Source organism: Sulfurimonas sp. HSL3-1, from assembly GCF_039645995.1.
In the GTDB taxonomy this organism is placed as follows: domain Bacteria; phylum Campylobacterota; class Campylobacteria; order Campylobacterales; family Sulfurimonadaceae; genus Thiomicrolovo; species Thiomicrolovo diazotrophicus.
This window is the reverse complement of sequence record NZ_CP147920.1, coordinates 1,114,652-1,140,689: the sequence shown is the minus strand read 5'-3', so window position 1 is coordinate 1,140,689 and position 26,038 is coordinate 1,114,652. Positions and strand designations below refer to the sequence as shown.

Genomic DNA, 26,038 nt, shown 5'->3' with positions numbered 1-26,038 from the left:
AATCCCGTCCATGCAAAAATTCATACTGGGTGTCGCGGCCATCGCGCTTGCCTTCACCCTCTATTCACTCTACGATATTATAACCTCTTCCCCCGCCGAAAATGAACCTGTCAAGGCCCCGAACGGGACCGAAGCGGTCACGGCCAACCCCGAACTGCACCCGGAGCAGAGGCTGAGTGCCCGCGAGAAAAAAGCCCGTTTCATCCGCCAGATCCTCCCCGCGGTGCAGGCGGTCAAAGCCGAACTCGATGCCGAATACGCCCGGGCAAAAATGCTGATAAACAAACCCGGGCGCACGACCGCTGAAGAGGCGTGGCTCCAGGAGCAGATGCAGCGCTACAACGTTGCCGGGTACCCCTGTCTGCTGCGCAGTATGCACACGCACCCGATCAGCCTCGTTATCGCCCAGGCGGCACTGGAGACCGGGTGGGGAAGCTCGCGTTTCTTCAAGGTGGCCAATAACGTTTTCGGGATCTGGTCGTATAACAAGCATGAGCCAAGGATCGCCGCCTCGGAGCAGCGCGGCACCAAGACGATCTATGTGAAGAAGTTCGCCACCCTCAACGACGCGATCCGCGGCTATTTCAGGATGATCGCCAAGGGATACGCCTACAGCGGCTTCCGGCGCGCACGCTACCAGACCGACAACCCCTTCGAGCTGCTGCGCCACCTGCGCCGCTACTCGGAGCTGCGCGACGAATATGTCGCCCGCCTCTACTACGTCATGAAGGCCAACAAGCTCTACACCTACGATACGCCCTCCTACGCGCCGATCGCGCTGGTCGATATCGTTCCGGAGTATGTCGCGCAGAAGATGGAGGAAGCCGCGAAGAAAAAAGCGTCTGAACAGCAGATGTGCGCACTCAACGAAGTCAAAGTGGAGGGGGAAGAGAAAGAACCGGTCCCCTGCGAGGAGGAGCCGGAGACAAACCTTACGCGTCCAGCTCCTGGACTTTCCACGGTAAGCCCTGCGCGTTCATTTCGTCCATAAACGGGTCCGGGTCGAACTGCTCCATATTCCAGACCCCCTTCTCATACCACTTTTTCTCCAGCATCAGTTTCGCGCCGATCATCGCCGGGACACCCGTCGTGTAGGAGACGCCCTGTGATTTAACCTCGGCGTAGCACGCCTCATGGTCTTTCACCTGGTAGATGTAGACCTTGCGTTTTTTGCCGTCTTTGAGCCCTTCGGCGACGATGCCGATGTTCGTCTTGCCCTTGGTACGCGGCCCCAGGCTCGCCGGATCGGGCAGCAGGGTACGGAGGAACTCGATCGGGACGATCTTCTGCCCCTGGTGCTCCACCGGTTCTATGCCCAGCATCCCGACGTTCTCCAGACACTTCATGTGGGTCAGGTAGCTCTCGCCGAAGGTCATGAAGAAGCGGATACGCTTAAGCCCCTTGATGTGCTTCACCAGCGACTCCATCTCTTCATGATAGAGCAGATAGCTCTCTTTGGGCCCGATTTCGGGGTAGTCCCAGCTCATATGGATCTGCATCGGGTCCGTCTCGATCCACTCGCCTTCTTCCCAGTAGCGTCCCTTCGCGCTCACCTCGCGGAGGTTGATCTCCGGGTTGAAGTTCGTCGCAAACGGATAGCCGTGGTCGCCGGCGTTGCAGTCAAGGATGTCGATGGTATGGATCTCGTCGAAATAGTGCTTCTGGGCATAGGCGCAGAAGACGTTGGTCGCGCCAGGGTCGAAGCCGCTGCCCAGCAGCCCCATGATCCCCGCCTGTTTGAATGCCGCGTCGCGGCCCCACTGCTCCTTGTACTCGAACTTCGCTTCGTCCGGATGCTCGTAGTTCGCCGTATCCAGGTAGTCGACGCCCGTCAGGGTACAGGCATCCATAATAGAGAGGTCCTGATAGGGAAGCGCCACGTTGATAACGATGTCGGCCTTGACCTTTTTGATGAGGGCAGCGGTCTCTTCGACGCTGTCCGCATTGACCTGTTCAATCGCGACGGCACCGACCGGGAGTTCGTCCGCAATCGCCTTGCAGCTCTCGAGTCTGCGGCTCGCCAGGACAATCTTTGTAAACGTTTCGCTGTTCATAACGCACTTGTGCGTCACCACGCGGCCCACGCCGCCCGCACCGATAATCAATACAGTAGCCATTCTTCTACCTCGTCAATAAATTCACCTAAAATAGTAACCTATTTCCGTTTAAGCAGCCCCCGAAAACAGGACGATTGTCGCCGGAGCGTAATCTTGCTATACTGTCTTAAATCGTGGAAAAAGGAGCGGTATGCCGTCATTCATCCTCTGGGTGGAGGCGTTCTCCGGGCTCGGTCTTTTCCTCTTCGGGATGCTCTTCCTGGAGAGCGAGATCCGCCAGTCCGCCGGCCATGCCTTCAGAAGCATCGTCCAGCGTGCGACCGGTACGCCTCTGCGCAGCCTGATGACGGGGCTGGGCGCGACGGCCGTCTTTCAAAGCTCTTCCGTCGTCACCCTGATGGCGCTGTCGCTCGTCGGGGCACAGCTCCTGACGCTCGGCAGCGCGATCGCCGTCATCTTCGGCGCCAATATCGGGACCACCATTACCGTCTGGATCGTCGCGCTTGTCGGCTTCAAGGTCGACATTAACCTTGTCGCCTACCTGATGATCGGCATCGGGGGGATCGGCGGTGTGCTGGTGAGTTCCGAGGGGCGCTGGAAAAACCACTTCGGCGTCATGGTCGGGTTCGGTCTTCTGTTTCTCGGTCTCGAGGGGATGAAACGGAGTTTCGGCGGTTTCGCCGACGTCTTCGATCTCACCCACTTCGCCTCCCTCAGCCCCTACTGGTTCGCCGTGATGGGCCTGGTGCTGACCGCGGTGATCCAGGCCAGTGCCGCGTCTATTGCCATCGCGCAAAGCGCCATTTTCGCCCATATAATCAGCTTTGATGCGGCCGCCGCCTTTGTCATCGGCGCCAACGCGGGTACGACGGTCACGGCGATGCTCGGCGCCATCGGCGGGACACCGGACAAAAAACGTGTCGCGCTCGCCCACTTTGTGTTCAATATCTCGACCGGTGCCCTTGCCCTGGCGCTTCTCCATCCGCTGATCTGGCTGGTGGAGAGCGCCGCAGCACCGCTGAATGACGTCGTCAGGATCGCCGTGTTCCATACGGTCTTCAATGTGCTGGGCGTCGTTTTGTGGTTCCCCTTCATCCGGTTGCTTGAACGGCTCTTGAAACGTACCTTCAAAAAAGAACCGCTGCAGGTAACCAAGTGGATCCACAAAGTGGCGGTCACGGTCCCGGACATGGCGATAGACGCCCTGAAAAACGAAGTGACGACCCTGTCACAGCGGGTCGAGGAGTTCGCCCTGCTCGCCATCGACATCCCGCCGCCGAAAGCGTTTGAGGCGGGGCTCTCCGTCGACAAGCTCCTCGAAGCCCCGCCCAAGCACTTCGACATCGCTTTTGACCGGCTCTACTCGAATATCCGCCGGCATGAGGGGGAGATCTACCGCTACATCATCCTGCTCGCCCCGAACTGCCCCCAGCAGGAGCAGCAGGTGCAGCTCCTGGCACTGCAGCGTACCATCGCCTACCTGGCCACCGCGGCCAAGGCGATCAAAGATATGCTTTACGACATCGAACGTCTCTACGATGCCGCGTCGCCCGAGGAGCAGTCCTTTTACAAAGACCTCCGTTACCAGATCCTCAAAAGCGTCCTGGCCTATCATGCCGTCGCCCAGGGTGCCGAAGCGGAACGCGAAGTACTGGAGGAGACCTACAGGCGGGTGGCCAACTCCTACAAAAACAGCATGGAGGTCATCGAAGCCATTGCCAAAAACCCTGCCATCCCTTCGGAGATGACGACAATCACCGTCAATGCCCTGCACCTGGTCAAGAGCTTTACCAAGTCCCTGAGAAACGCCCTGCCCAAGGGGCCTCTTCTTAATCAATCATGACCTATAATGGTAGAATTAAACTTTGATACAAGAGTAAACCACATGAAGCAGGATAAACAGGTTATCGGCTGGCGTGAACAGGTTGGACTCCCGGCACTGGGCGTCGACGCCGTCAACTGTAAAATCGACACCGGGGCCAAAACGTCTGCCCTCCATGCCTTTTACGTTGAGGCGTTTGAGACGGACGGCAAACGGATGGTGCGGTTCGGACTGCACCCGAATCAAAATGATACGGAGACGGTCGTCGAATGCGTTGCCGAACTCTTTGATGTACGCACCGTCAGCGATTCCGGCGGTCACCGGGAAGAGCGCTACGTCATCCTGACGCCGATCTGCATCGGAAATGTAACCTTTGACGCCGAAGTCACCCTCACCAACCGCGACACGATGGTGTTCCGGATGCTGCTTGGCCGCCGTGCCATGGAAAAACGTTTCATTGTCGATCCCGATGCCTCTTATCTTACCGGGGAGCCCGCCGAATGAAAATTGCCATCCTTTCACGCAACAAGAATCTCTATTCAACCCGCCGCCTCGTCGAAGCGGCCCAGGCACGCGGACACGAGGTCGAGGTCATCGACACCCTGCGCTGTTACATGAACATCACCTCCGAGCGGCCGTCGATGCACTACAAGGGCGAAGACCTCGTCGGGTTCGATGCCGTTATTCCCCGCATCGGGGCGTCGATCACCTTTTACGGGACGGCGGTACTGCGGCAGTTCGAGGTGATGGGACTGCACCCGTTGAACGACTCCATCGCCATCAAGCGTGCCCGTGACAAACTGCGCTCCCTGCAGCTGCTGGCGCGCAAAGGGGTCGGGATGCCGGCAACCGGCTTCGCCCGCAATCCCGACGATATCGATGACGTACTCGACATGGTCGGGGGCGCCCCGGTCGTTATCAAACTCCTCGAAGGGACCCAGGGGATCGGCGTGGTCCTCGCCGAGACGAAAAAGGCCGCCGAGAGCGTTATCCAGGCGTTCATGGGGCTCAATGCCAACATCATGGTCCAGGAGTTCATCAAGGAGGCGGGCGGTGCGGATATCCGCTGCCTTGTCATCGGCGACAGGGTCGTCGCCGCGATGAAGCGCCAGGGGCCTGAGGGGGAGTTCCGCTCCAACCTGCACCGCGGCGGCAGCGCCAAAGTGATCAAGATCACTCCCGACGAACGCGCGGCCGCCGTTGCCGCGGCCAAAGCAATGGGGCTGCAGGTTTGCGGCGTCGATATGCTCCGTTCCAAACGCGGCCCGCTGATTATGGAGGTCAACTCCTCCCCCGGGCTCAAGGGGATCGAAAGCGCCTCCGGCAAAGACATCGCCGGTCTCATTATCCAGCACCTTGAAAAGGCCAGCAGCAAGCCCCGCGCCAAAAAGCCGAGACTTTCACCAATGTAAAGGGGATGACGCCATGTTCGAGATAGCAGGAATTTCCGTCGCCAGGGGGGAGCGCAAAGTCATTCCCATCCCTCTGCCCGCCCTCTACTCCGAAAAACGGATCGATATGCCGGTCGAGGTCGTTCGGGGAAAGCGCAAAGGTCCGACCCTGTTTGTCAGTGCAACCGTCCATGGGGATGAACTCAACGGTATCGAGATCATCCGCCGTCTGCTGCAGCTCCCCCAGCTCGCCAAACTCCGCGGCACCATCGTGGCCGTTCCCGTCGTCAACCCCTACGGCCTGATCCAGCATTCGCGCTACCTCCCCGACCGCCGCGATCTCAACCGATCCTTCCCCGGCATGCAGAAAGGAAGCCTCGCCTCCAGGGTCGCCAAGATCTTCATGGACGAGATCGTCGACAAAGCCGACGCGGGAATCGACCTGCATACCGGCGCCGTCCACCGCTCGAACTTCCCGCAGGTACGGGCCAACCTCGACGACGAAAGGACCCTGGCAATGGCCGAGGCATTCCGTGCGCCTGTGCTGATGCACTCCGCGCTTCGCGATGGTTCGCTGCGCGAAGCGGCCGTAGAAAAAGGGGTGCCCATACTGCTCTACGAAGGGGGAGAAGCGCTGCGCTACGACGAGCTCTCCATCCGCACCGGGCTGAAGGGGATCGTCCACGTCATGCGCCATCTGGGAATGCTGCCGAAAACCACCTATACCCCCAAAAAGCTGCCGACCGTCACCGTCAGCAGCAGCAAATGGCTTCGATCGCCCCAAAGCGGGCTGATGCGCAGTTTCAAAGCTCCGGGAAGTTTCGTCAAAGAGGGTGAACTGCTGGCGCAGATCGACGTGCCGCTGCAGCAGGAGGTGATCGAGGTCTATGCCGAATTCGACGGGGTCATCATCGGACGCCTGGAAACCCCCCTGGTCTACGAAGGGGATGCGATCTTTCATATCGCCACCAAGGAAAAGGCCCATACCATCTCCCACTTGGAGGCCCTGGAGGCCCTGGACGAAAGTGCCGTCGGCGAAGCGATGCCCTCTCTGCTTCAGGACCCGCCTCTGATCTGATCGCCGCCTAAAGGTAGAGATCAGTGAGCAGCTGCAGCATCTTCTTGACGGATTCCGTCCGGACCGTCTCCGAGACGGTATGATACCCGGTCGTCGGCAGTTGCAGCGTCGTCCCCTGGAGCGTCCCCTCCGCGGCCAGCCGCCCCATCTCCGTACTCCCCAGTGATGCCGCCGTTCCTCCGGAGGCCATCAGCTTGGCGTTTTGCGTCTCGATATAGCGGTCTTTGAAACTGTAGCGGATGCCGAGAGTTTCACAGCGCGCGGCGATCTCCTCCGTAAATGCCTCGTTGAAAGAAGCGTTCGCATCCCGGTAGCGCAGCACCAGGTCCTGCGCATCGGCCGTTTCTCGGTCGGGGAAAGGACTGGTGTCGAGCACCAGGAGCCGGTCGGTCTTCCCGTCGAAGCGGCGGTACCACTCCAGCACGAAACGCCAGCTTTTGCCTGCCTCCTCTTGTGCGGTGAAAAAAGCCGTCCCCTCGTATCCGCAGCGGTAAAGATGCAGGATCAGCGCCGCGCTGATGACGTTGTCAAGCTGGGCCGAGAGCATCCCCCCATTGATCCGAAGCGAATCGACATAGGCGACCGGTGTTCCCGGCAGCAGGTACTCCAGCCCTTTCACCTCGAAGATCAGGTTGTTGCGCCGCGGGCAGATGTAGGCCTTCTCGATATTGCCCAGCCCGATGTATGTACCTGACCAGGGCTGATAGGCCTGGACCGCCTGCCCCGCGAAACGTTCCGAAATCGTATTCATCGTCTGTTCCGCCACCGAGTTGCCGATCAGGTCTGCGCGGTTCTGGGTCAGGAACGCCGCGTACTGGAACTCGTTCGGCCCCGTACAGATCAGGCCGTGGCGGTCGATATGCGCCGACAAGGCCCCCGTTTCGGGCTGCTTGCCCTGCGCGAAAAGCACCCCCTCATAGAGGGTCGTTTCGATCCCGAGCTCGTCGAGTTCGCGCTTGAGCGTCAGGAAGAAGGGGTGTTCCGCCCCCACGACGGAGGGGCGGCGGACAAGGTACTTCAGAGTATCGAGGAATTCGCTGAACGCCGTGCCGCTCATGATGTATATCCTTTGCCGTGCTGGTCCATCAGGTTCAACTCCTGCCGCCCGGAGAAACAGACTTTCGGGTCCGGTGTGAGCATGAGGCTGTCGTCACGCCCTTCGTAATCGACCTGCCGCAGCAGTAGCTTCATCGTCTCAAGCCGCGCCCTGTGCTTGTCGCTGGAGCGGATAACGTGCCAGGGGGCCGCCGCGTGATCGGTCACGGTCAGCATCTGGTACTTCATCTGCGTAAACTGCTCCCACATGCTCTGCGCCTGCATGTCGATCTCGCTGAGTTTCCAGCGGCGCAGCGGATCACTCCGGCGCTGTTCGAAACGCAGGGCCTGCTTCTGCTTGCTGACGCTGAAATAGAGTTTGACGAGGAGCGTCCCCTCCTCGGTCAGCGCCTGCTCGAACGGCACGACGTGCTTGAGGAAAAGCGCATGTTCGCGCGGGGTGCAGAACCCGAAGACCGGCTCGACCATCGCCCGGTTGTACCAGCTGCGGTCGAAAAGCACCAGTTCGCCGAAATGGGGGAAGTGTTTGATGTAGCGCTGGAAATACCACTGGGAGCGCTCCTCCTCCGTCGGTTTGCCCAGGGCGACGATGCGGTAGTGTTTCGGGTTCATGAAACGGCTGACGCTGCCGATCGTCGTTCCTTTGCCCGCGGCGTCACGCCCTTCGAAGAGCACCATCATCTTCAACCGGTTGCGTTCAATATGCTGCTGAAGCTTGATCAGTTCCGCCTGGTAAGGCGCGAGCGCAAGGTTCTCCGCGTGGATACGAAGCGCTTCATCCTGCTGCTCCGGTGTCAGGCCATACGTTTGCATTGTCTCCCCCTGACGTTATTCGAGATAGTTCATACTGTAAAGCACGCGCTCATGGGCATCCCGCGTCTGTTTTTGGCGGTCCACCGTCTCCAGTCGGCCCCGAAGCCCCATGCCGTTGGCGATCTGGATCGCCAGTCCCGGCCGGGCATTGAGCTCCAGCAGCAGCGCACCGTCGTTCTTGTCAAAAACGATGTCGGCCCCCAGGTAGCCCAGGCCCGTCATCTCATAACACGATGACGCCATCGACAGCACCGCCTCCCACTGGGGGACCCGAAGGTGGGCGAAATCGTGATGGGTATCGGGATGGTGCGTGACGGGACGGTCGTGGATAACCGCCGAAAGCGCCGAACCGTCTTTCAGGTTCAATCCGACGCCGACGGCCCCCTGGTGCAGGTTCGCTTTCCCGTCGCTCTCCTTGGTCGGACAGCGCATCATCGCCATCACCGGGTAGCCCCGGTAGACGATGATGCGGATGTCCGGCACCCCTTCGAAACTGTAATTGGCGAACATCGGGTCGAAGGCGACGACCTTTTCGATGATCGCCGTATCGTACCGGCCGCCCAGCGAGTAGAGGCCGCTGAGGACATTGGAGAAGTGTTTGCGCAGGTCCGACAGGGAGAGCGCATCGCCGCTGGCTTTGATAAAGGTATCGCCTTCGCGGTGGGTGATGACGACGATCCCCTTCCCGCCGCTGCCGTAATCGGGTTTGACGACAAAACTGTCGTAGGTGGCGAGGATGGTGTGCAGGTCGCGCAGCTGGGACTGGCGTTCAATGGTCGCATAAAGTTCCGTCACCGGTACCCCCGAAGCGGTGGCCAGCTCTTTGGTCATCAGCTTGTTATCGACCATCGGGTAGAGTTTGCGGGGATTGTAGCGGCCGATCAGTTCGATATTGCGGTAATTCATCCCGATGATGCCTTTGCGCCGCAGCGCGCCGAAGGTCACCAGTTTCATCGCCCGGCCATCGGTGCGAAACGCACCAGTTCGGAGAGCCGGTAGCCGGTGTAGCGGCCGATCAGGATGACCATGGCCAGGACAAGCAGCTGCAGTTCGGGGAAGGTAAAGGTCAGGTGGCGTACAAAGTCGTTATCCATCGCAAAAGAGGCGGCGATCGCTACGATCAGTGAACCGCCGACCTGGGTCAACGCCTCCCGCGCCCCGCTCTCCTCCCAGAGGATCGACATCCGCTCGATCGTCCAGGAGAGGATGATCATCGGGAAGAAGGTGATCTTGAGCACTTCGTCGATCCCGAGTTTGAAACTGATGATGCTCATGATCGACATAATGCTGATCACGACGATGATAACGGCGGATATCCTCGCCACCAGCAGCAGCTGGAGCCTGGAGAGGTAGCTGCGTACGATCAGGCCGCTCGCGACAATGACGAAGAACATCGCCAGACCGCTGATCAGCGTCGTCTGAATAAAGGCGAGGGCAAACAGGACGGGCATGAAGGTCCCCATGGTGCGGATCCCGATCAGGATACGGAAGATGACGACCACCAGTGCGCCGATCGGGATCAGCAATAGCTGCTTGAAAGCGTTTTGCTGGGAGCTCGGCAGGGTGTAGAGCGAGAAGTTCAGGAAATCGTTACCCTGACGCAGCATTTCACGCTTGCTGAGCATCGAGGCCGCGACTTTCGCCTCGCTGACCGAGAAGCGCAGCCGCGCTTTGGCAATCCCCTTTGTCGTCATCATTGCCCGGTTGCCGAGTGACCAGACAAAGAAGTTCTCCGGCAGCGTGATCTGCCCCGACTTGAAGCTGAAATAGCCCGTCTCGTCCGTCCCTTTGACCTCCAGCAGGGTCACGGCCCGCCGTTTTTTCTGCCCATCCTCGAGCATAATACCGCGCACCTTGCGGAAGGGAACCTTTTCCCGTGCCAGCAGTGCCATGACCAGGGAGGATGTCGTCTCGTTCTTCTTCGCCAGGAGCTCTTTGACCGCATCGGTCGGCATTTCGGTGTTGAACATATCGATCAGCTGTGCCGCCAGGGAGATCCCATCGGCCGAATGCTCCCGCGCGAAGTTGAGGATCCCCGCCGCCGCGGCCTGTTCCGATGCATCCCAGAACTGTGTGTCGTCATATGCGGGGGACGTATCCCACATATCCTTGCGTTCCTGAGGCTCGTAGAGCGGTTCGGGCGTAACCCTAACTTTATAAAAGAGCTTGCTCTTGTCGTCAAACTGCCGTTTCGTCCAGTGCAGCAGTTCCCCGTCCTGCATGGAGGCAGTCGTCATGCCGAACTCGCCGGCTTCCCCCTCCCGCTCGAGGATCTTCATACCCGGCTGCTGCGACGGGAGACGCAGCGAGACCGACGCAGCACTGCCGGTACCTTCCAGGTCCACTTCCGCCGTGACCGTAAAGACGGAACGCTTGTCATGGGGCGTGACAGGAACACCCAGGTACACCACCTTGTACCAGGAGACGAAGAGCCCCGCCATCGCCAGCAGCATGACGATCATCAGTACCTGAAAACGTGACGATATCACGGGGTTTCCACCAGCTCTTTGATATATTTTCGGCTGACATCGACAATGAAGTGATCATGCAGGAAATTGACGCCGATAAGGATCTTGTATTTGAAGTTGCTCCGGTCGGTCAGGGTCACCTCGACCGCCTGGGTCACATCGCTGAGGGTGAGTTTAAGCATCACGACCGCCCGGCGCTGCGACGGGGCGCCGTGCTGTTTGATCCGCACGAAACGCACGACCTTGGCACGGATCGGTTTTCCGTTGACGTTGAACAGGGCCCAGTCCTGGCCGTCTTCATTGATGACCTGGAGGTCCTCCGCGCCGATGGAAGTCGTATTGGCACCGGTGTCAATCCTGCCGTCGAGGACAAAGCCCCCCGGTTCGACAAACACCTTCTCCACCTTCCCGATCACCTGTTTCGTGCCGATCTCGCCCGCGTCCGCCTCTTCATCGCTCCAGCTCACTTCGGCCGGTTCGACGACAGGGGGCTGCTGCGCGGCCGTCTCCGCAGCCGCCAGCGCACTGAACGCCACTAAACATAAGATCGCCAGGAAGGTCCGTTTCTTCAAAATACGCCGCTCACTTTCGTAGCCAAAAAGGCATTTTTGGTTTAGATTGTAACAGAGAAAGGTGACTATGACAACTGTGACAGCAGCGTATTGAGGTCGCCGAGCACGTTGATCGATGCGATCTTGCCGTTACGGAAATGGAAAAAAGAGGCGCCGGAGAAGCTCACCCTGTTGCCCGAAGCCGGATGCCCGAAAAGCTCGCCTTCATGCTTGCCCGTATAGGAGACGTACGCGGCGGCCCTCTCGTTCTCGACAACGGTAATCTCAACGGCGTGGTAAAGGGCCGGAAATGCCCGTGTCACCAGCTCGGCGTAGTCTTTGAAGCCCGCCAGGCCGTTCGCTTCGATTCCCAGCGATCCCCTGAAACGGACATCGGGATCGAGCAGCACGTCAGCCTGGGAGAAATCCTTATCATTCCACATCGCATAATAGCGTTCGAGCAACTGCCGCGGTTCCATCATGCACTCACTCATCATCGAAACGGTGTTTATGGGGGAAACGTTCAACCGGCGCAAAATCGTCCTCGTCGTCGTCCTCCCAGGTTTCATCGTTCTCAAAATCATACGTAAAGATACGTTCGTATCCCCGTTTTTCCAGCTCTTCGTCAAGGGTTTCGGGGGCGTACCCTTTCGTTTTACAAACCGCAAGGATCGAAGCGGCATCCGCTTCCTCCACACCGTTCAACTTCATTTCCATTTCGATATCAGAAATCGTCATTTCGACCTCAAATAGTAAAGCGCCGACAGGCGCTGAACACGGGCTACTACCCGACCATGACCGCGTGCAGCGGCCAAAACAAAAATAAGTGCAAACCAGAAATTATACTCCTTTTTTTGCGAAAACAGCGCTATAATTTAGACACTCATTGCATTGCCCTATGCCAAATAGAGAGCCGTACTGCCGGGAGGAGAAAGCGCATGATGAAACAGATAGTTTGGGGAGCGTGCCTCCTGTTTGCGGCACTTTCAGCGCAAGCTGAGGAGAGAGACCCGATGGAGGTATGCGACGAAAGGAACGACGCCTGCGTCGCAAAGTGTGACGGAATGGAAAACGCCTCCTCGTCGTGTTACGACGCCTGCGATACCGCCTACCGGCGCTGCCTCGACATCGCCAACGGATACACCCCGGAACTCCCCAGCACGTATGCGGCGGATGCCAATGCGAGTGCGAAAAAGGCTCAGAAGTAAAAAGCGATCAGCAGGGTGCTGATCCAGATGGCGCCGGTCATCACGAGCGAAACGAACACCAGCGCCGCACCCGCATCCTTGGCACGTTTGGCCAGTTCATGGTATTCGAGCGTGACCAGGTCCACGACACGCTCCACCGCGCTGTTGGCCAGTTCCGCCAGGAGCGGGATAAAGAGGGAAATGCTCAAAATAGCGCTGTAAAGCGGGCTGATCGGCAACAGCCAGGCAAAGGTGCCCATGCCGAAAAAGAGCAGCAGCTGCAGTTTGAAAGAGCTCTCATTGCGGATAACCTCGATGAGGCCGCTCAGGGCATAGCGCGTATTTTTGAAGAGGGTGTATTCCGGTTTATTGAGCAATCGAATCCTTTAACTGCATGACCGCGTCGCGGACCGAATCCGCGCTGCTGGCAAGGGGCATCGGGGCACCGAAGACGACCGTCACCGTGCGCCGCAGCGAACGCCGCGGGCCGGGATGGCTCTTTCGGGTATAGGACCATCGGCTGCCGCACATCCCATCGATGTAAAACGGCACGATCTCCCCCCCGTGACTCTGAGACGCTATTATCTCAAAACCCCTATAAAACTTTTCTATCTCGCAGCGCCGGCTGATGCCGCCTTCGGGAAAAATGGCCACGGCTTCTCCCGCGTTTAACGATGATATCGCCTCTTTGAACGCCTGCTTCGACGCCTTGGGCGAGACGGGGATCGTCCGCCCCAGCCGGAACATCCACCCCAGCGCTTTCCATTCGTAGATGGCACGTTCCATCATGTAGCGCAGCAGACGGCGGCGCAGCGCGATCTGCACCAGCAGCCAGTCCAGCCAGCTGACATGGTTGCCCAGCAGCAGTACCGGCCCGGAGCGCGGAACGTGCTCCCGCCCCTCGGCCCGGACGCGGTAACGCAGCGACACCAGCAGCGCGGCCACCGTCCAGAGCAGCAGCAGCACGCCTTTGCGCATCCTCACCCCTCGCTTCCCGAAAGCGAGGTGCTCCACCCCAGGTAGAGCCCGTGAGCCTCGAGTGCGGTTTCGATCAGCGGCCGGGTAACCTCCTCAAGCACTTCGGGGGTACAGGCGTGTGTGCGTTCGTACAGTAGTCCGTGGGGATAGAGCCCCTCCTCTTCCAGGTCCGTTTCAATACGCACACCCTCTTCGGCCAGGGCCACCGCCGCGCGCTGCATCGCTGTTCGCGTCTGGAAAAAGAGGTAATGCTCCACCGGGCGTTCACAGGAGAGGTCATCGCCGGCCGCTACCAGTTCCGCAATGATCTCGGTGCTTTTGGCCTGCTGAAGCTCAAAGGGGTCGGGTACGAGGACATCGTGGTAAAAGGCGTGATGGGTGTCGCGGGTCGCCCCGTACTCGATCCGGCCGTAGCCATGCTGCTTGAAAAGATCCCGGAACTGCTGCTCCGCCCCCTTGCTCCAGGCGGCATAGTAATAAAGCTCCGCCCACCCCTCCTGCAGGCGCATGCCGGCATACAGGGCGCCGTTGCGCAGTTCGAGCCGATCGTTCAGCTCCGTCTTGATCGCATCGAGGACACGGCGTTCCTCTGCGTCGCACCCGCCCGCCGCGTTCGGCGATTTGAGCGGAGCGAAGCTCCAGAGCATCCAGACCGTATCGTCGCTTTGGGGCTCAAAATCGAGGTTCGCCTCGATCGTGACCGGGATATTTTCTTCATTCGTCGTCGTGTAGGTAACGTTCATGCACTGCCCTTGGTATAATGGCGCTATTTTAACAAAGATTGGGGAAGGAATAGATGGAGAGCATTGTCGCGGTAACGGTTTTTTATCTTCTCCTCGAAGGGTTCGAGATCGCCTGGCAGAAGGCGCCGACGATGCTGGAGATGCTTATACGCATCCGGCGCCGCTATGACAGAAGCATTTTCTACTTCTTCCTGCTGCACCCCACCTACTACTTTGCCATCTGGCTGATCCTGGAGACGCGGATGGCGCTGCCCGCCGTCATGCTCCTCTTTATCAAAACGGTCGATATCGCGACAAAGATCGTCCTGATGCAACAGGTGTTTGAAAAAAGAGAGGTCTCCGCACCGCTGCAGGAGATGCTTATTATGCCGCTGGGAAGGTGGATGCCCTACGCAGGCTACGCCGTCTACCCGCCGCTGGTGCTGTGGGCGATCCTTTAAAAGGTCAACGCTCTCTTATCTCTTTGAGCGCTTCGGCGATCTTCGCCTTCTGCTCTTCGGAAAGTGACTGGGATTCGAGTTTCTCCATCAGCGATTCGCTGAGTTTGTCCATCCGGGCGTTGTCATCGCGCTGGGCACGCCCGATCCGCCGTACAATAAGGTAAAAAAGCCCCGCCGTCACGATCAGCAACAGCGCGGCGGCACTCAGCATCAGCCCCTCTACGGACATGGCCCCTCCATTGTTTTCTGGATAGTATAGCGCAATGGCGGGACCGAATCAATCGCTACGGCAGCGATTCGTAACGGGCGTCTGTCAGGGTTTTGAGGAAGGCGACGATGGCATCCTCCTCCTCGTCGCTCAGCCCAAGGTTGCCGAGCTCGTCGACATTGATCGTTTCGGGCACCTCCGGCGTGCGCCACGGCAGGCCCGTCTCCGGGTTGAGCGCACCGGTCACGTCACGGGTATTGTAGAAGTGCACCACCGCTTTGAGGGTTTTGAAGACGCCGTTATGCATGTAGGGTCCCGTCACCGCGATGTTGCGCAGCGTCGCCACTTTGAACGCACCATCGAGGGAGGGGTCGCCCGTCGTCTCCCCCAGGCCCAGGTCGCGGTAATCCGCCACGGCGCTGAGCGGATTGTTTGGGTTGCTGCGGACCGCTTCATTGACGGGAACCCCCAGGTTGTCGAAGGTCGCATCGGTAAAGAGCGCCGGCGCGCCGCCGGTCCCGACGTTGGGGTGGCAGGCGGCGCAATTGCCTTTGTCTGCGCGTACAAACATCTCCAGCCCTTGGCGTTCCAGCGCCGTCAGCTCCGCTTCGCCTTTGAGCCAGCGGTCGTATTTCGAATCAAACGGCGCGAAGACGTCGCTCTTCTCAAAAGTGGCGATCGCATCGCCTATCGCGTCGTAGGCCGCGGCATCATCGTCGAAGACGCTGTCGCCGTAAAGAGCCGTCAACTCCGAAACATAAGATGGGTTCGCCTTCACCCGTGCCACGACACTGTTAAAATCGGGCATCTGCATCTCGACGGGGTTCAAAAACGGCCCCTTCGCCTGTGCTTTGAGGTCTGCGGCACGGCCGTCATGGAACTGGCCTCCCAGCCAAAGGCCGCCGCTCCCTTCGCCCTCGCCCGCCTCGTCATCGAAATGAAACGCCGGGAAAAACGCCGCGTACATCGCCGTCGGCGCGTTGCGGTCGCCGATCGAAAGGTTATCATCGCCGATGGAGACGGCCCCGAAATCGTTCTGGGCCGTTACCGTGCGCGGTTCGCTGAAGGCGCGTCCCGCGTCATGGCAGGAGGCGCAGGCCTGATTCCCCGTGTTTGAGAGGTTCGTATCATTAAAAAACGCCTCGCCTAATGCCACCTTCTGCGGATCGAGACCGCTCTCGTTCGATTCGTTACAGCCGCCGAGCAGCACCAGCAGGATTCCAAGTCCCGTAAACGTTCGTATTTTCATCTTGACTCCATTATTGATAATCATAATCGTTTTGATAGTATGCAAAAGATATTCTTCAAAGAAGCTTTAATTTGATAGTGATTATCGATAATATTATTATCTGTGTAACAATTTTGTCTTGGTTTGGAGGGATGAAAGGGAGAAAGAGGTGCCGGGGCGCAACCCTATTCGTTGCGCAGCACGGTGAGGACGTCGACCTCACTGGCTTTCTTCGCCGGGTACCACGAAGAGAGGACGACGATGGCAAAGGCCCCGCCGAGGATGGAGACGAAATCCTGCCAGGAGAGGTCCAGCGCCAGGCGGGCCGTCGGGTAGACGTGTTTGGGCAGCGTGATGATGTCGAAGGTCTGCAGTACCCATACGCCCGAAAGCCCGAGAATGGCCCCGGTGGCGATCCCCCCGATGCCGATGACGACGCCCAGTTTCAAAAAGAGCTTCTTGATCTGTGCCGGGGAGGCCCCCAGCGAGATCAGCAGCGCGATCTCGCTGCGGCGGTTCATCACCGTCATCAGCAGCGACGAGATAATGTTGACGGCCGCGATCAGGATGATAAGCATCAGCACGATAAAGAGCGAACGTTTTTCCAGCTCCAGCGCCGCAAAAAAGTTAACGTTGTCTTCCCACCACCCCTTGATGCGCACGCCTTCGGGCAGGACCGAACGGACCTCTTCTATCACCTTCTGGGGGTCATCGGTCATAATGTGAATGCCGTCATAGACGTTATCGGGCAGGTGCATGATCGTCTGCAGCGAGTGCAGGTCGGTGTAGCTGTAGGCCTTGTCATAGGCGCTCAGGCCCGAATCGAAACTCCCAGCAATGACGAAACGCTTGAGCTTCGGCGTCACCGCCAGCCCGCCCGGTTCGATCTGGGTGAAGATGTACATCAGACGATCCCCCTCGCCGAGGGCGAACGCTTCGAGCAGCGCTTCGCCGACGAGGACCTTGAAGTTCCCTTCCGGCAACGTCTCGAGTCCCTTCGCGACGACCGGGTTGACCTCTCGTTCCGCTTTGAAGTCCACGCCGAAGAGGTAGCCTCCCTCCAGCTGCGAGCCGCTGCGGGCGATAACGGAAGCCGCGACGTAGGGGCTGAACTTGAGCTGCGGGAACTCCTGCTCGAGCCGCATCAGCAGCTCGCTGTTCACGCTGCCGTAAAAGCGCGGCACGATGGTCAGGGGGTAGTTCATGATCGTGAGTTTTTTCTTGAACTCGTTGTCGAAACCGTTCATCAGCGCCATGGCGATGATAAGGACCATGACGCCGAGCATGATGCCCAGGAAAGCGAGCATCGCGGAGAGGAAGATGAAGGGCTGCTCCCGGTCAAACCGCAGAAAGCGGCGCAACAGGTAGTTCGTCAAGCCGCGCTGCTTTTTCAAGAGGCAAACGCCCCCTTCTTCGGTCCGCTCTGTCCGCAGCAGTTTTTGTATTTCTTACCGCTGCCGCAGGGACAAGGGTCGTTGCGGGCCGGTTTTTTCGCGGAAGGCGCGTCTGCCGCTTCGTCGCTTTCGCGGTTGAGCTGCATCTGCATCTCTTTTTGCTTGCGTTCGATCTCCTGCGCACGGGCGAAGGCTTCGGCCTCCTCTTCCGGCGAACGGAGCTGGAAGCGGATGATCTGCAGGGTTTTGATCGTGTCGTACTTAATCGTCTCGATCAGCTCCGTAAAGAGGTTGAAACTCTCTTTTTTATACTCGACAAGCGGATCTTTCTGGTTGTACGCACGCAGACGGATACCCGTCTTCATCGTATCCATGCGGTAGAGGTGCTCCCGCCACGCCGTATCGAGGGTCTTGAGATAGATCTCGCGCTCGATGTCGCGGCGGACCGGCTCGTCCACGACGGCCATCTTCGTGTCATACTCATCTTTGACGTCGGCGATGAGCTTCCCGGCGAGCTCTTCATAATCGAGCCCCTCGAAGTCGGCAGCCTCCACAATGAAATGGACCTCTTCTTGCAGCAGTTTTGCGAGCTTTTCGAGGTCGAACTCCTCACGGCCCCCGCCTTCATAGATCTCGCACTCCGTCAGTGCGCGCGCCACGTACGCTTCGCGGATCTCGTTGACCTTCACGGCGATGTCGAATTCCGGGTCGAGCAGCTGGTTGCGGAAACGGTAGACGATCTTGCGCTGTTCGTTGGCGACGTCATCGTACTCGACGATCTGCTTCCGCCCTTCGAAGTGGAGGTTCTCGACCTTCTTCTGCGCCTTCTCGACGGCGCGGGTGACCATTTTCGACTCGATGTACTCGCCGTCCTCGACGCCGAGGCGCTCCATGATCGTTTTGATCTTGTCCGAGCCGAAAATGCGCAGCAGGTTGTCCTCGAGGCTCAGGTAAAACTGGCTGACCCCCGGGTCGCCCTGGCGGCCGGAACGGCCGCGCAGCTGGTTGTCGATACGGCGGTTCTCGTGGCGCTCGGTCCCGATGATGTAGAGGCCGCCCATCGCCTTGATCTCGTCGCTGACCTTGATGTCGACCCCGCGCCCGGCCATGTTCGTCGCGATCGTGACCGCGCCTTTTTCGCCGGCGCTCTTGATGATCTCACCCTCCTGGGCGTGCTTCTTCGCATTGAGAACGGTATGGGCGATCTTCTCGCGCTTCAGCAGCTCATGCAGCACTTCGGACTTCTCGATGGAGGCCGTACCCACGAGGACCGGCTGCCCTTTGGCGTTGAGCTCCTTGATCTTCTCGATGGATGCCTGGAACTTCTCGAGTTCGGTCTTATAGATCAGGTCGTTGAGGTCTTCGCGGACGACCGGGACGTTTGTCGGGATGGAAACGACGTCAAGACGGTAGATCTGGGCGAACTCCGTCGCCTCCGTCTGCGCCGTACCGGTCATCCCCGCCAGCTTGTCATACATGCGGAAGTAGTTCTGGAAGGTGATGTCCGCGAGGGTCTGCGACTCCTCCTTGATCTGCACACGCTCTTTGGCCTCAAGGGCCTGGTGCAGCCCCTCGGAGTAGCGGCGCCCCTCGGAAAGGCGGCCCGTAAATTCGTCGACGATGACGACTTCGCCGTCCTTGACGACATAATCGACGTCGATCTCGAAAATGTAGTTGGCCTTGAGCGCCTGGTCGAGGTGGTGAGACAGGGCGGAGTTCTCCAGGCTGTAAAGGTTGTCGACGCCGAAAAGCTCCTCAGCCTTGGCGATCCCCTCTTCGGTGATGAGGACGAGGCGGTCTTTTTCGTCAACGGTAAAGTGGGTCTCTTTCGTCAGCTGCTTGGCGATCTCGTCGGCGCGGACGTAGTTGTCGAGGGTACGGTTGGTCGGGCCGGAGATGATCAGCGGGGTCCGCGCCTCGTCGATGAGGATGGAGTCTACTTCGTCGACGATGACGAAGTGGTGTCCGCGCTGCACCATCTGGTCGCGGGAGAAACTCATGTTGTCGCGCAGGTAGTCGAATCCGAACTCGTTGTTCGTACCGTAGGTGATATCGGCGGCGTACTGCGTGCGCTTGGCCTGCGGGTCGTACTCCCCTTCGAGGACCGTGCCGACCTCATAGCCCAGGAAGCCGTACAGCGGCGTGAGCTCCGTGGCGTCGCGCTGCGCGAGGTAGTCATTGACGGTGACAACATGGACGCCTTTGCCCGTCATCGCGTTGAGCGCGACCGGAAGCGAGGCCACGAGGGTTTTACCTTCCCCCGTCTTCATCTCGGCGATGCGTCCCTCGTGCAGGACCATACCGCCGATGATCTGGACGTCGAAGTGACGCATTCCCAGGGTACGTTTGGCCGCTTCGCGCGTGATGGCAAAGGAGTCGGGAAGGACCTCTTCGAGGCTCTTCTCTTCGGCGCGCACGGCCGTTTTCAGTTCTTCGAAAGCGGCCTGCAGTGCCGCATCGTCCATCGCTTCGTACGTCGCTTCGAGCGCATTGATCTTTTTGAGTGCCCGTTTGTAGTGTTTCAGCTCCCGGTCGTTCTTGGTGCCGAACACCTTGCCCATCATCGTCTGCAGCATCTTTTCCCTAGTTCCGGGCACCGGCAGTGCCCCTTTTTTTGCGCTGATTATAACTAAGCGAAGGTATCGTTTCTATAAAGGTTTCGTAAAGGGGTGTCCGGTCACCATTTTTGGTTACAATTGCGCAAAAAAGGTTTCAAATGAAAACAATTTTTCTGCTGCTCGCCGCTTTTAGCGCCCTCTTCGGGTTTACCGACTCCATCCGCTCTTTCAGCGCGGATTTTACCCAGCAGATCGTTGACGATACGAACAAGACCATTACCTACGAGGGGCATGTCGATGCGACGCGCCCGGACAAGGCCCACTGGCACTACTTCAAGCCCGTCGAGAAGAGCGTCTTCGTCATCGGCCACAAAGTCACCATCATCGAACCGGAACTCGAACAGGCCATCGTCAAGACCTTCCGCGATGAGATCGACCTTTTCAAGATCCTCGCCAACGCTGTAAAACTCGACGACGAAACCTACCTGGCGACCCACAAGTCCCAGCAGTTCACCATCAAGATCCGCGACGACATCCCGTTGGCGATCTCCTACAACGACCCTTTCGAGAATAGCGTCCAGATCCGCTTCTCAAAACAGAAGATCAACCGTAACCTCGACGACACCCTCTTCACACCGGAGATCCCGCCCTTTTACGACCTGCTCCGGGAGTAGTCACGCCCCTGTCTGTTCCGCTGCGCCGTCTTTAGACGGCGGAATCGGCGCAAAATACCCCACCAGCAGCAGCAGGACGCCGACGGAGATGAAAGAGACGATCCGCTCGACCGTTCCGCTCCCCGCGAGATCGACCAGAAAGAGCTTCAGTACCACCACCCCAAGGACCCCTGCCCCCGCCAGCCATACCGTACGCTCGCCCCGCACCTTGCCGACAAGCATGGCGGCGATACCCATACAGCTCCACAGGATCGAGAGCGACGCCTGAAACAGCAGGCTCGCCGCCAGGGCATAGGTCGTATACCCGACATCCCCGTAAAAATGGACCGCACGACCCAGGAGCAACGTCGCGAAGAGAAACGCCGCAATACCGGCCGCTTTGAACGCGAACCGGTCGGCCGCGGCCGTGATACGCTCCACACGATAAAGCCAGTATACAAATACGGCCAGCCCTGCCGCCTGGAGGAGATCGAGCGGGCTTAACAGCGGAATGTAGGGCATAAACGGCACCGCCCCGTCCAGGGCGCTGATTTTCAGTTCCCAGATGCCGACAATGGTGCTCAGCGCGATCCCACCCGCCAGGCGGTAGACGGTGAGGTACTCCCGGATGAGAGAGGGATAGTAGCGATCAGACTGCACCAGAAGCAGCAGTGTCAGGATCGGCATCACGCCGAATGCCCCGTGACCGAGCACGGTGATCCCCGTCCATGTTTCCACGGCATACTGAAGCTCCCGTGACAGGATAAGCACCAAAAGGACCATCCCTGCAACGTGCAAAAGTGCACCCAGTTTCCAGTCCGAGCCGAAACGCCAGAGCAGACCGTAATGCACGGTAAAGAAAAGAACGATGGCGATGCTCCCGATCCCGGCGAAGGGGTGTGCCGCGATAAAGTGTTGCAGCAGCGTCGCAAAGATGACGATGCCCAACGGCAGGTAGTACTGCGACACCCCGCCCAGTTCCGCCCAGGCGAAACGAATGGCGGCGGCGGCAAACAGTACGGCGCTCAATGCCGCGTAGATCAGCAGCACATTCCCCGTTTCAAAGCTGCTGCGGCCGGCTTCCAGAAAACCGGCAAGCAGCCACATGAGCAGCCCCGTCCCCAGGAAGATCATGGAGAATGCCTGCGTGAGGGTCCCTGGCTCGCCGCCGGGGTGTGCCCGGAGCCGGTAGGCCGTAAAGAGGGCCGCCGTCACCACGACGGCATAGCCGGCAAAGATCCCGTTGGCAAAAGCGAATTCGGCCGAAAGGCCTACGGTGGAGAGCAGGTAGAGCACATTCGACGCCAGCTCCAGCACCATCCCGAAAATCACCCCGTAATGTTTGCGATACTTCAGGGAGATCCAGATCACCGCCGCCCCTTCAAGTGCCCATAGTGCACCGGTCATCCGATCGTCAAGCGCATAGGGGATTGCCACCGTATAGAAGACAACGGCGATCGCGCGGAACGCCTCCGCCAGCATCTGCATCTTCACCCGTGGCGACAGCAGCCGGAAAAGCGTGAGGTAGAGACTTCCCACAACCATTGCGCTGTAAAACACACCGTACTCGTACTGCTTGACCATGGAGGCCTGCAGGGAAAAGGCGACGAGCGGCAGCCCGAAGACCAGCGTGGAATCGATAAAGGCGCATACCTCAAAAGGCTGCTTCGACGTAAACAGGATGCTCACGCCTAGGTAGAGCAGGAAGAAGAAGATCAAAAACGGTTCGGTCGATATGAAGAGCGCCGGGTCATACCGCAGTACGCCCCAGGCGGTGGCGATAACAAAGGTAAAAAAGAAACCGGCAATGTTGAGCACCCGCCAGGAACGGTACCATGCGATGAGCAGGACCCCGATGTTGAGCATGGCGTAGTAGCTGAACAGCACAATGTGCGAACCGCTGCCGTCGGAGGTCAGGATCGGGACCAGGAAACCGCCGGTGATCGAAAAGAGCGCCAGGATAACGGCATCTTGGGCCACGGCCAGCAGCGAGCCGCAGATGACAACGATCAGCATAATGACAAAGGCCTGCGGCATCGTCAACAGGCCGTACATTTTCGCCGAAGCGTAGACGACAAGATAGAACGAAGCGACCCCCAGCGCCTGCAGGACCAGTCCGTAATACCCTTCCCGCTCCCGCAGCCGCCACCCCAAAGCGGTCATGCCCAGCGCACCGAGCGCAATGCCGATCAGACGCATTTCGATACTGATCATGTTGTGCTCGGCAGCGTACTTGACAAGGAAAACAAGCCCCAGGAAAAAGATGATGCCGCCGACCTTCACCAGCATATTGCCGCCGGTGAGGAAGCGGTTAATCATCTGGGCAAGCGGCGACGGTTCCGCAGCCCCGGTCCGAACGGTATCCGGGCCTGCCGCTTCCGGCGTCTTCCGAACCGGGCGTTGCGCCGCTTCCGGCCGGGTGACCGTTTTGGCATTCTGTTCCGGTGGTACCACCGTTTTCATGGCAGGAGGGACCAGCGTTTTCTTCACCTCTTCCAGCGGGGAGCGCGGTCGCTCCCGTTTCTCGCGCTTCGCGGACTGCTCCTCATCCCCCAGGGCATCCAGGCGTTCGCGCAGCTCTCTGTTCTTCTTGTAGAGATCAAGGATGAGGAAAAAGATGATCAGGATGGCAAGCAGTGTCAACATCAACTATTCCTATTTATTATTTTATGCTGCTATGCTAACACAAATACGCTCACGTCATCCCCGCGCCATCCCCTTCTTTGTCTTAGCAGTCGCGACCGCCTCGTAGGGGTCTTCGGGCCAGTAGTGTTTCTTGTACCGGCCCCGCAGCTCCTTGCGTACCTCGGCATACCCCTCCCGCCAGAACGACGCCAGATCCTTTGTCACCTGTACCGGACGCTGGGCGGGGCTGAGCAGGTGGAGCATCAGCGGCATTTTCCCTGCCAGCACCGCCGGCGTGCGCTCCCAGCCGAAGACCTCCTGCAGTCGCACGGCGAGCACGGGCTGCTCAGGGTCTGCGTAGTCGATACGGATGGTTGAACCGCTGGGTACCGTCACCGTCTCCGGTGCCAGCGCATCCAGCTTCTGCAATGCGTCCCAGCCCAGCAGCGCGGAGAGGATCGAATGCATATCGAGCTTCTGCAACCCCTTGAGGTCGCGGACCCCGTCCAGGTAGGGCAGCAACCAGTGTTCCAGCGTCTTCGGCAGAGTGTCGTCATCCATCAATTCGAAGGTTCCCGGCAGATGCCGGTTGACGAAATTGACCCGCTCGCGGAGCGACAGGCTCTTCTTCTCCCACGGCAAGACGGAAAGTCCGCTTCGCCGTATGCCTTCCAGCACACCCTTCGCGACCAGTGCCGGCGAAGGGTTCTCGATGCGCGACTGCTCCAGTGTCAAGGCACCGAGGCGCAGAAGCCGAAGTGCTTCGACGCGACCCGAATCGTCGTTCCACGCGACTTGCTCCTCCGTCACAATGGCATCGCCGAACCACGCTTCCAGTTCAGACTGCGATAAAGCGGCGGCGTGGAAGATGCGCAGCGTCTCCCCCTGTCCGCCCGCTTCGGCGACGGCTAGGTAGTCGTCGTGCAGGAACATAGTCGCATCGCCGAGCACCGCCCCTTTGCCGTTGGCCAGCAAAAAGCGCTCCGACCCTCTCATGCGACGCTTGGCGATGCGGTCGGGATACGCCAGTGCCGCAAGCACCCCGGCCGCACCGGTTTGCACCCTGCTGCCCCGCTCGCAGCCCGTACGCTTTTTGAGAAGGTTGACGGCATGGCGCAGCAGGTGGCCGCTCTCGCCCGTCTGCAGCGCACGGTCCAGCCACCTCACGCCTTCGGCAAGATCCGTCCCGCTGAAGCCCGTCCGCTCCTGCAGCAGCGTCGCCAGCAGTACCGCTTCGTACCCGAGCCCCTCCGCCTTGGCCCGCAGCAGCATATGGGCCAGGCGCGGATGCAGCCCAAGCGCCAGCGCCGCTTCGCCGTGCGGCGTTATGCGGCCGGAAACATCTACCATATTAAGTGATATTAATATCATAGAGGCCTCTTCCACCGCATGCACGGGCGGCCTATCGACCCAGGTCAGTTCATCGACGCCGGCCCCCCAGTTGGCGAGTTCCAGCATCAGAGGTGCCAGGTCTGACTGCAGTATTTCGGGCCGTGCATGCGGTACCAGCGGCTTGTTTTCATGCCAAAGGCGGTAGCAGACCCCTTCTTGCGTCCGTCCGGCACGCCCGGCACGCTGCACGGCGGAGTCCTGCGTGATCATGCGGGTTCGCATCCGGTTCATCCCAGAGGCGGCGTCGTACTCCACGAAACGTTCCAGCCCGCTGTCGACGACGATCCGAACACCGTCGATCGTCAGCGAGGTTTCGGCGATGTTCGTCGCCAGGACGATCTTGCGTTTGCCCTCAGCAGCGGGGGCGATGGCGTGCTGCTGCGCCGCTTTGGAGAGATCGCCGTACAGGGGCGCGATAACGATGTCGCTCGACGTACTCCCCTGCAGCGCACGCTCGACGGCGTTGATCTCTTTGACGCCGGGCAGAAAGACGAGCATACTGCCCTGCTCCTCTGTCAATGCGCTTAGGATCGTTTCCGCGATCAGTGATGCTATGCTCTTCGCCTCGGGCGGTTTGCGGCGGATATCGAGGTAACGGTACGCTACGGGATAGCAGCGTCCTTCACTGGTCACGACGGCGGCGTCGGGCAATACACCTTTCAGCGCTTCGGCGTTCAGCGTCGCCGACATCACCACGAGCTTCAGGTCATCGCGCAGCAGGGACTGCGACTGCAGCGCGAGCGACAATCCCAGGTCGGCATGGATGGAGCGCTCATGGAATTCGTCGAAGAGGAGCACCCCCACCTCCTCCAGTGACGGGTCGCGCTGCAGCATCCGCGTCAGGATCCCTTCGGTGACGACCTCTATCCGCGTGGCTGCCGAGACCTTCGTCTCCTGCCGGATGCGGTACCCCACCCGCTGTCCGACCGCTTCGCCCAGCAGCTCCGCCATCCGCAGCGCCGCATTACGCGCCGCGAGCCGCCGCGGCTCGAGCATGACGATCTTTTTGCCTTCCAGCCAGGCCGCTTTAAGCAGTTCCAGCGGGACGACGGTCGTTTTCCCCGCACCCGGAGGGGCCTGCAGAATAAGCTGATGATTGCCGGAAAGCGCCTGCCCTATTTCGGGCAGGACGGCTTGGATGGGAAGTTCGGGTAACATGGTTGGAATTATAACGGTTCCGCTGACACCATAGAAGCTGAACATGACAATATCCCGCATTTTTGACAGATTACGCTGAGAGTCTTTGAATAGCCATCATCCCATTATCAAACTAAACGTTGCACGTAAAAAAGCCGCGGATGAAAAAGACGTTTCTTTACAGGTTAATCGGATTAGGAAGCAGGAAGCGTTACGTCCATTGCTCCGCATGGTGTTCCGGGAGGACGGGCAGCTTACA

25 protein-coding genes are annotated in these 26,038 nt (G+C 59.3%); 8 read left to right on the top strand and 17 right to left on the bottom strand.

Annotation, left to right across the window (positions count from 1 at the left end; translation table 11 throughout):
* Positions 1-10 precede the first annotated feature (10 nt).
* Entirely contained in the window at positions 11-991 is a 981-nt protein-coding gene (locus tag WCY31_RS05875; RefSeq protein WP_345973641.1) for a glucosaminidase domain-containing protein, read from the top strand.
* Here WCY31_RS05875 and WCY31_RS05870 read toward each other — a convergent pair.
* Positions 933-2,117, bottom strand: coding sequence for a saccharopine dehydrogenase family protein (locus WCY31_RS05870; RefSeq protein WP_345973640.1), 1,185 nt, complete (start codon positions 2,115-2,117; stop codon positions 933-935). The two genes, WCY31_RS05875 and WCY31_RS05870, sit on opposite strands and share 59 nt — an antisense overlap.
* Positions 2,118-2,247: 130 nt before the next feature.
* On the opposite strand from WCY31_RS05870, the gene WCY31_RS05865 reads away from it, so the two are divergent.
* From WCY31_RS05865 to WCY31_RS05850, 4 genes are read left to right on the top strand one after another with little or no spacing between them, the layout of a single operon-like run.
* Positions 2,248-3,900, top strand: coding sequence for a Na/Pi symporter (locus WCY31_RS05865; RefSeq protein WP_345973639.1), 1,653 nt, complete (start codon positions 2,248-2,250; stop codon positions 3,898-3,900).
* Between the two features lie 42 nt (positions 3,901-3,942).
* The gene (locus WCY31_RS05860; protein ID WP_345973637.1) at positions 3,943-4,383 is read left to right on the top strand and encodes an ATP-dependent zinc protease family protein; all 441 of its coding nucleotides are present in this window, start codon (positions 3,943-3,945) and stop codon (positions 4,381-4,383) included.
* The gene (gene rimK, locus WCY31_RS05855; protein WP_345971362.1) at positions 4,380-5,291 is read left to right on the top strand and encodes a 30S ribosomal protein S6--L-glutamate ligase; all 912 of its coding nucleotides are present in this window, start codon (positions 4,380-4,382) and stop codon (positions 5,289-5,291) included. Before WCY31_RS05860 ends, rimK begins: the two co-directional genes overlap by 4 nt.
* A gap of 13 nt (positions 5,292-5,304) precedes the next feature.
* Positions 5,305-6,348, top strand: a complete 1,044-nt coding sequence (locus tag WCY31_RS05850) for a succinylglutamate desuccinylase/aspartoacylase family protein (protein ID WP_345971361.1) — start codon at positions 5,305-5,307, stop codon at positions 6,346-6,348.
* 7 nt (positions 6,349-6,355) lie between these two features.
* Here the strand turns inward: WCY31_RS05850 and WCY31_RS05845 are convergent, their stop codons facing one another.
* The 7 genes from WCY31_RS05845 to WCY31_RS05815 form a co-directional block, all read right to left on the bottom strand.
* Positions 6,356-7,405 (bottom strand): peptidase M42, encoded by a 1,050-nt coding sequence (locus WCY31_RS05845; protein ID WP_345973635.1) that lies wholly within the window; start codon positions 7,403-7,405, stop codon positions 6,356-6,358.
* Positions 7,402-8,217 carry a polyphosphate kinase 2 gene (ppk2, locus tag WCY31_RS05840; protein WP_345971359.1) on the bottom strand — a complete coding sequence of 272 codons (816 nt, stop codon included), beginning with the start codon at positions 8,215-8,217 and terminating at the stop codon, positions 7,402-7,404. Before ppk2 ends, WCY31_RS05845 begins: the two co-directional genes overlap by 4 nt.
* A gap of 15 nt (positions 8,218-8,232) precedes the next feature.
* Positions 8,233-9,171, bottom strand: a complete 939-nt coding sequence (locus WCY31_RS05835) for an alpha-L-glutamate ligase-like protein (protein ID WP_345973634.1) — start codon at positions 9,169-9,171, stop codon at positions 8,233-8,235.
* A complete protein-coding gene (locus tag WCY31_RS05830) occupies positions 9,168-10,706 on the bottom strand; it encodes a UUP1 family membrane protein (RefSeq protein WP_345973633.1) in 1,539 nt (512 codons plus the stop codon). Before WCY31_RS05830 ends, WCY31_RS05835 begins: the two co-directional genes overlap by 4 nt.
* The gene (locus WCY31_RS05825) at positions 10,703-11,257 is read right to left on the bottom strand and encodes an ATP-dependent zinc protease family protein (protein WP_345971356.1); all 555 of its coding nucleotides are present in this window, start codon (positions 11,255-11,257) and stop codon (positions 10,703-10,705) included. Before WCY31_RS05825 ends, WCY31_RS05830 begins: the two co-directional genes overlap by 4 nt.
* Before the next feature lie 65 nt (positions 11,258-11,322).
* Positions 11,323-11,718, bottom strand: a complete 396-nt coding sequence (locus WCY31_RS05820) for an ester cyclase (protein ID WP_345971355.1) — start codon at positions 11,716-11,718, stop codon at positions 11,323-11,325.
* 4 nt (positions 11,719-11,722) lie between these two features.
* Complete coding sequence (locus tag WCY31_RS05815; RefSeq protein WP_345973632.1) at positions 11,723-11,953, bottom strand: hypothetical protein; 231 nt, start codon at positions 11,951-11,953, stop codon at positions 11,723-11,725.
* Positions 11,954-12,174: 221 nt separating this feature from the next.
* Here WCY31_RS05815 and WCY31_RS05810 point away from each other — a divergent pair, with 221 nt between their 5' ends.
* Positions 12,175-12,444 carry a hypothetical protein gene (locus WCY31_RS05810; RefSeq protein WP_345971354.1) on the top strand — a complete coding sequence of 90 codons (270 nt, stop codon included), beginning with the start codon at positions 12,175-12,177 and terminating at the stop codon, positions 12,442-12,444.
* On the opposite strand, the gene WCY31_RS05805 is transcribed toward WCY31_RS05810, so the two are convergent.
* From WCY31_RS05805 to WCY31_RS05795, 3 genes are read right to left on the bottom strand one after another with little or no spacing between them, the layout of a single operon-like run.
* The gene (locus WCY31_RS05805; protein ID WP_231021128.1) at positions 12,435-12,800 is read right to left on the bottom strand and encodes a diacylglycerol kinase; all 366 of its coding nucleotides are present in this window, start codon (positions 12,798-12,800) and stop codon (positions 12,435-12,437) included. The two genes, WCY31_RS05810 and WCY31_RS05805, sit on opposite strands and share 10 nt — an antisense overlap.
* On the bottom strand, positions 12,790-13,401 hold the full coding sequence (locus WCY31_RS05800) for a 1-acyl-sn-glycerol-3-phosphate acyltransferase (RefSeq protein WP_345971353.1): 612 nt from the start codon (positions 13,399-13,401) through the stop codon (positions 12,790-12,792). The genes WCY31_RS05805 and WCY31_RS05800 overlap by 11 nt, the downstream gene beginning before the upstream one ends.
* A gap of 2 nt (positions 13,402-13,403) precedes the next feature.
* Positions 13,404-14,144, bottom strand: coding sequence for a DUF695 domain-containing protein (locus WCY31_RS05795; RefSeq protein WP_345971352.1), 741 nt, complete (start codon positions 14,142-14,144; stop codon positions 13,404-13,406).
* Between the two features lie 53 nt (positions 14,145-14,197).
* Here WCY31_RS05795 and WCY31_RS05790 point away from each other — a divergent pair, with 53 nt between their 5' ends.
* A complete protein-coding gene (locus WCY31_RS05790; protein WP_345973630.1) occupies positions 14,198-14,584 on the top strand; it encodes a hypothetical protein in 387 nt (128 codons plus the stop codon).
* A gap of 4 nt (positions 14,585-14,588) precedes the next feature.
* Here the strand turns inward: WCY31_RS05790 and WCY31_RS05785 are convergent, their stop codons facing one another.
* From WCY31_RS05785 to secA, 4 genes are all read right to left on the bottom strand, one after another.
* Entirely contained in the window at positions 14,589-14,813 is a 225-nt protein-coding gene (locus WCY31_RS05785) for a hypothetical protein (protein ID WP_231021124.1), read from the bottom strand.
* 55 nt (positions 14,814-14,868) lie between these two features.
* Positions 14,869-16,041 carry a cytochrome-c peroxidase gene (locus WCY31_RS05780; protein ID WP_345973629.1) on the bottom strand — a complete coding sequence of 391 codons (1,173 nt, stop codon included), beginning with the start codon at positions 16,039-16,041 and terminating at the stop codon, positions 14,869-14,871.
* Between the two features lie 164 nt (positions 16,042-16,205).
* Entirely contained in the window at positions 16,206-17,414 is a 1,209-nt protein-coding gene (locus WCY31_RS05775; RefSeq protein ID WP_345973627.1) for an ABC transporter permease, read from the bottom strand.
* A complete protein-coding gene (secA, locus tag WCY31_RS05770) occupies positions 17,411-19,990 on the bottom strand; it encodes a preprotein translocase subunit SecA (protein ID WP_345973761.1) in 2,580 nt (859 codons plus the stop codon). The genes WCY31_RS05775 and secA overlap by 4 nt, the downstream gene beginning before the upstream one ends.
* A 140-nt stretch (positions 19,991-20,130) precedes the next feature.
* On the opposite strand from secA, the gene lolA reads away from it, so the two are divergent.
* A complete protein-coding gene (gene lolA, locus WCY31_RS05765) occupies positions 20,131-20,646 on the top strand; it encodes a LolA-like outer membrane lipoprotein chaperone (protein WP_345973626.1) in 516 nt (171 codons plus the stop codon).
* Here the strand turns inward: lolA and WCY31_RS05760 are convergent, their stop codons facing one another.
* Both WCY31_RS05760 and hrpB read right to left on the bottom strand, forming a co-directional pair.
* Positions 20,647-23,271, bottom strand: a complete 2,625-nt coding sequence (locus WCY31_RS05760; protein ID WP_345973624.1) for a DUF2339 domain-containing protein — start codon at positions 23,269-23,271, stop codon at positions 20,647-20,649.
* 54 nt (positions 23,272-23,325) lie between these two features.
* Positions 23,326-25,800 carry an ATP-dependent helicase HrpB gene (hrpB, locus tag WCY31_RS05755; protein ID WP_345973623.1) on the bottom strand — a complete coding sequence of 825 codons (2,475 nt, stop codon included), beginning with the start codon at positions 25,798-25,800 and terminating at the stop codon, positions 23,326-23,328.
* Positions 25,801-26,038 lie beyond the last annotated feature (238 nt).

Excerpts from the sequence above, each read along its gene's own strand:
- WCY31_RS05865 (WP_345973639.1), top strand. The coding sequence starts at position 2,248 with ATGCCGTCATTCATCCTCTGGGTGGAGGCGTTCTCCGGGCTCGGTCTT.
- lolA (WP_345973626.1), top strand. The coding sequence starts at position 20,131 with ATGAAAACAATTTTTCTGCTGCTCGCCGCTTTTAGCGCCCTCTTCGGG.
- WCY31_RS05760 (WP_345973624.1), bottom strand. The coding sequence starts at position 23,271 with ATGTTGACACTGCTTGCCATCCTGATCATCTTTTTCCTCATCCTTGAT.
- WCY31_RS05845 (WP_345973635.1), bottom strand. The coding sequence starts at position 7,405 with ATGAGCGGCACGGCGTTCAGCGAATTCCTCGATACTCTGAAGTACCTT.
- WCY31_RS05870 (WP_345973640.1), bottom strand. The coding sequence starts at position 2,117 with ATGGCTACTGTATTGATTATCGGTGCGGGCGGCGTGGGCCGCGTGGTG.
- ppk2 (WP_345971359.1), bottom strand. The coding sequence starts at position 8,217 with ATGCAAACGTATGGCCTGACACCGGAGCAGCAGGATGAAGCGCTTCGT.
- hrpB (WP_345973623.1), bottom strand. The coding sequence starts at position 25,800 with ATGTTACCCGAACTTCCCATCCAAGCCGTCCTGCCCGAAATAGGGCAG.
- rimK (WP_345971362.1), top strand. The coding sequence starts at position 4,380 with ATGAAAATTGCCATCCTTTCACGCAACAAGAATCTCTATTCAACCCGC.
- WCY31_RS05835 (WP_345973634.1), bottom strand. The coding sequence starts at position 9,171 with ATGAAACTGGTGACCTTCGGCGCGCTGCGGCGCAAAGGCATCATCGGG.
- WCY31_RS05820 (WP_345971355.1), bottom strand. The coding sequence starts at position 11,718 with ATGATGGAACCGCGGCAGTTGCTCGAACGCTATTATGCGATGTGGAAT.
- WCY31_RS05785 (WP_231021124.1), bottom strand. The coding sequence starts at position 14,813 with ATGTCCGTAGAGGGGCTGATGCTGAGTGCCGCCGCGCTGTTGCTGATC.
- WCY31_RS05875 (WP_345973641.1), top strand. The coding sequence starts at position 11 with ATGCAAAAATTCATACTGGGTGTCGCGGCCATCGCGCTTGCCTTCACC.
- WCY31_RS05790 (WP_345973630.1), top strand. The coding sequence starts at position 14,198 with ATGGAGAGCATTGTCGCGGTAACGGTTTTTTATCTTCTCCTCGAAGGG.
- WCY31_RS05810 (WP_345971354.1), top strand. The coding sequence starts at position 12,175 with ATGATGAAACAGATAGTTTGGGGAGCGTGCCTCCTGTTTGCGGCACTT.
- WCY31_RS05850 (WP_345971361.1), top strand. The coding sequence starts at position 5,305 with ATGTTCGAGATAGCAGGAATTTCCGTCGCCAGGGGGGAGCGCAAAGTC.
- WCY31_RS05860 (WP_345973637.1), top strand. The coding sequence starts at position 3,943 with ATGAAGCAGGATAAACAGGTTATCGGCTGGCGTGAACAGGTTGGACTC.
- secA (WP_345973761.1), bottom strand. The coding sequence starts at position 19,990 with ATGCTGCAGACGATGATGGGCAAGGTGTTCGGCACCAAGAACGACCGG.
- WCY31_RS05780 (WP_345973629.1), bottom strand. The coding sequence starts at position 16,041 with ATGAAAATACGAACGTTTACGGGACTTGGAATCCTGCTGGTGCTGCTC.
- WCY31_RS05800 (WP_345971353.1), bottom strand. The coding sequence starts at position 13,401 with ATGCGCAAAGGCGTGCTGCTGCTGCTCTGGACGGTGGCCGCGCTGCTG.
- WCY31_RS05795 (WP_345971352.1), bottom strand. The coding sequence starts at position 14,144 with ATGAACGTTACCTACACGACGACGAATGAAGAAAATATCCCGGTCACG.
- WCY31_RS05815 (WP_345973632.1), bottom strand. The coding sequence starts at position 11,953 with ATGGAAATGAAGTTGAACGGTGTGGAGGAAGCGGATGCCGCTTCGATC.